The sequence below is a fragment of the Kitasatospora sp. NPDC058444 genome (genome assembly GCF_042721415.1).
In the GTDB taxonomy this organism is placed as follows: Bacteria; Actinomycetota; Actinomycetes; order Streptomycetales; family Streptomycetaceae; genus Kitasatospora.
In genome coordinates, this window is the sequence record NZ_JBHXLL010000093.1 from 1 (window position 1) to 3086 (window position 3086).

General features: G+C 72.3%; 3 protein-coding genes. All 3 read right to left on the reverse strand.

Annotation, left to right across the window (positions count from 1 at the left end; genetic code table 11):
* Positions 1 to 712: 712 nt before the first annotated feature.
* From ACFWP2_RS39515 to ACFWP2_RS39525, 3 genes are read right to left on the reverse strand one after another with little or no spacing between them, the layout of a single operon-like run.
* A complete protein-coding gene (locus tag ACFWP2_RS39515; RefSeq protein ID WP_380460955.1) occupies positions 713 to 1006 on the reverse strand; it encodes a DUF1330 domain-containing protein in 294 nt (97 codons plus the stop codon).
* Positions 1007 to 1039: 33 nt separating this feature from the next.
* On the reverse strand, positions 1040 to 2473 hold the full coding sequence (locus ACFWP2_RS39520) for an MFS transporter (protein WP_380460957.1): 1434 nt from the start codon (positions 2471 to 2473) through the stop codon (positions 1040 to 1042).
* A complete protein-coding gene (locus ACFWP2_RS39525) occupies positions 2470 to 2928 on the reverse strand; it encodes a MarR family winged helix-turn-helix transcriptional regulator (protein ID WP_380460959.1) in 459 nt (152 codons plus the stop codon). Before ACFWP2_RS39525 ends, ACFWP2_RS39520 begins: the two co-directional genes overlap by 4 nt.
* Between the last annotated feature and the right edge of the window lie 158 nt (positions 2929 to 3086).

The window sequence follows — 3086 nt, forward strand, 5'->3', positions numbered from 1 at the left end:
TACGCGAGGCGGGGCTGCTACGCCAGTACTACGTCGGCACCACCAAGATGAACGCGCTACGCAGCGAGGAACTGGAACAACGGTTCCCGGGTCTCCTGACGGCGGTGGTAGCCGCCGCCGACGCGGAAGCCGCACACACCCCCACCATGCGGGGCGCGTGAGCCACACACGGGAAGCGCAGGCCGCGAGGGGGCGGGCCGCCGGCGGTGAGGATGGTCTCGCCTGTCCGGGAGCGGGCAACGCCCGGGGGCAGCAGTAGGGCCTCGGCAACAGTGCCGAGGCCCCAGGAAGCACGCCCCGACACCAGGGGCCAGCGATCCCCGCCGACCAGACCTGCGGTGGTGAACACACGGACACGACACAGGCGTTCACCGCCACCGCGCCTCCCCGCACAGGCCTTCAGCGTTCCCGCGCCCTGCCGGCGGTGTACGGGGCCACCGTCAGCCGATCCCCGGACACACCTACGCCGCCGGACCTCGGCGCCTGCCGGAACACGGGCGGCCCCGGGCCACGACCGCACAGGAGTCGACCAGCCACTGACGATCCGGCCGCCGGCACTCCGGCCACCCCGCGCGCCGGCACCTGCCAGCAGGCGCCGGCGCACGCGTCCTCACCAACTCCGCACGAGCACCCACGAGCCCCGTCGCACCAGCAGCCGCACCAGCGACGATCAGGACGGTGGATCTTCAGCGTGAATCCGACCGGACCTCGGTCAGTCGATGCCTTCGACGATGCGGAAGTCGCGCTCGACGCCGTCGGAGAGGGCGACCAGCGCCTCCTGGTAGGCCGCACTCTCGCGCACCGCGACGGCCTGCTCGAAGCTGTCGAACTCGATCAGGACGGTGCGCTCGGCGATCCCGGCGTCGTGCGCCACGACCCGACCGCCACGGACGAGGACCCGCCCGCCCCCGGCCGCGACAGCCAAACGGGCCAGCTCGTTGTAAGCGGCCAGCTTCTCAGGGTCTGAAATGGTGCGGTAGACGCTGACCCAGTAGCCCTTGGGCATGGAACCTCCAGTGTTGGGATGAGTGCATCTGGCTTACGAGTTGGTCTCGGACGAGCGTCGGCGGGCGAGAGCGAGGCTTGTCAGCGTCGTGATCGCCATGGCGCTGATGCCGACCAGCGCCGCGGTGGTGTAGGCGCCGTCGTCGGGGAAGAGGTGGCCGGGGCCGGTGCCCGCGGCGAGGATCAGGCCGCCGATGGCGCTGCCCAGGGAGTACCCGACGCTGCGGACGACGTAGTTGACGCTCATGGCGCTCGACGTCTCGCTCCTCGGGGTGACGGCCAGGATGACACCGGGCATCGCGGCCGAGAAGCCGCCGACACCGAAGCCGAGCACGCCCATCGCCGCGAACAGTTCGGCCAGGTCCGACCGGGCCGCCGCGAACAGGGCGAACCCGCCGCCGACCACGACGGCGCTGCCGGCCAGGAGCAGGGGGTCGGCGATCCGCGTCCGGACCCGCGGCGTGAGCTTGCCGGCGACGAACCCCAGCAGCGAGAACGGGATGAGGACCAGCCCGGCGGCGAAGGTCGTCAGCCCGAAGCCGTAGCCGGCGCCGTGCGGCGTCTGCGCGTACCGGGTGACGAGCGTGAGCAGGAGGTACATGCCGATCCCGCCGACGAACATGGCCAGGTTCGCCCCGGCGACCGCCGGGTGCCGGATCGCCCGCAGGTCGACCAGGGGCGTCGTGCCGCGCAGCTCGATGACGGCCCAGACGCAGAGCAGCACCACCGCGACGACGGCGAGGCCCGCCGCCACGGCGAGGTGCCGGATCCACAGGTTCCGTTCGCCGGCGAGGAACAGCACCAGGAGCAGCGCGGCGGCCAGGACCACCGCGCCTGCCACGTCCACGTGGGCGGAGCGGCCTTCGGGGGCTTCGGGCATGGAGCACCACGCGGTCAGGAGGGCGGCGGCGGTGACGACCAGGCCGAGGCCGTAGGCGGCCCGTACCCCGCCGAGCTCGGCGAGCAGTGCGGCCAGCGGGTAGCCGACGCCGGCCCCGATGATCGAGACCACCGAGATCAGGGCGATCACGGCCGTGCTGCGCTCCTCGGGAAGGTGGTCCCGGGCCACACCCATCATCAGCGCCGTCAGCCCGAGCCCGACACCCTGGGCCGCCCTGCCGGCCAGCAGCCACGCGAACGGCAGCGGCAGCACGGTGAGCGCGCTGCCGGCGACGACGACCGCCAGCGTGGCGAGGACCGTGGCCCGCCGGTGCGGGCCGGCTCCGAGCCGGCCCAGGACCGGGGTGGCGACGGCACCGCTGAGCAGCGTGACGGTCAGCGTCCACTGCGCGCTGCCGAGCGAGACGTGGAACGAGGTCGCCACGCTGGTGACGAGCGGCGCCCCGAGGCTGCCGACCGCTGCCACGACCAGAGCGATGAAGATCAGGGCGGGGACCAGCAGCCGCGCCTCGGAACGTGCCACCGGGACCGTCTTCACCGCGACCTTGCCGACCGGCTGCCCGGTCACTGCTTCAGCCCTTCGCGGTCCCGGCTTTCGAGCTCTGCCAGATGCTTCAGCGCCGGAAGGGCCGCCATCAGCGCCTCGACCTCGTCGCCGGTGAGTTCGCCGATCAACCGCTCGAACGCGTCGACGCCCGCCTGGCTCCGCGTCCGGACATAGGCGGCGCCGGCCTCGGTCAGGAACACCAGCGTGACCCGCTTGTCGGACGCGTCGCCCCGCCGTTCGACCAGGCCGGACGCCTCCATCACCCGGACCAGGGCCGTCATCGCGGGCTGGGTGACGCCCTCGACCGCGGCCAGATCGGTGATGCGTCGCGGGCCGGTCCGTTCCAGGGTGGCCAGGGTGGCGGCGGACGTCAGGCTCATGTCCCGGGGCAGGCGTCTCGCGGCCCTGGTGGCCAGGCCGTAGAGGGCTGCCCCGATGGCGGCGGACGCGCCAGGGGCGGTGTCGTGACGACTCATGGACGAAGCATAGCGCTTTTATATTCATAGTTTATGGAAATGGTCAGCCGCCCCCGACGGGCCCCGGGCGGGCAGTAGGATCAACGGCGTCGCATCCCGTACACCGCCGGTAGGAGGCTTTTCATGGCTCAGGTCACGCTGAAGGGGAACCCGGTACA

Bases quoted from the DNA above. Each gene is read 5' to 3' on its own strand.
- ACFWP2_RS39515 (WP_380460955.1), bottom strand. From the start codon at position 1,006: ATGCCCAAGGGCTACTGGGTCAGCGTCTACCGCACCATTTCAGACCCT.
- ACFWP2_RS39525 (WP_380460959.1), bottom strand. From the start codon at position 2,928: ATGAGTCGTCACGACACCGCCCCTGGCGCGTCCGCCGCCATCGGGGCA.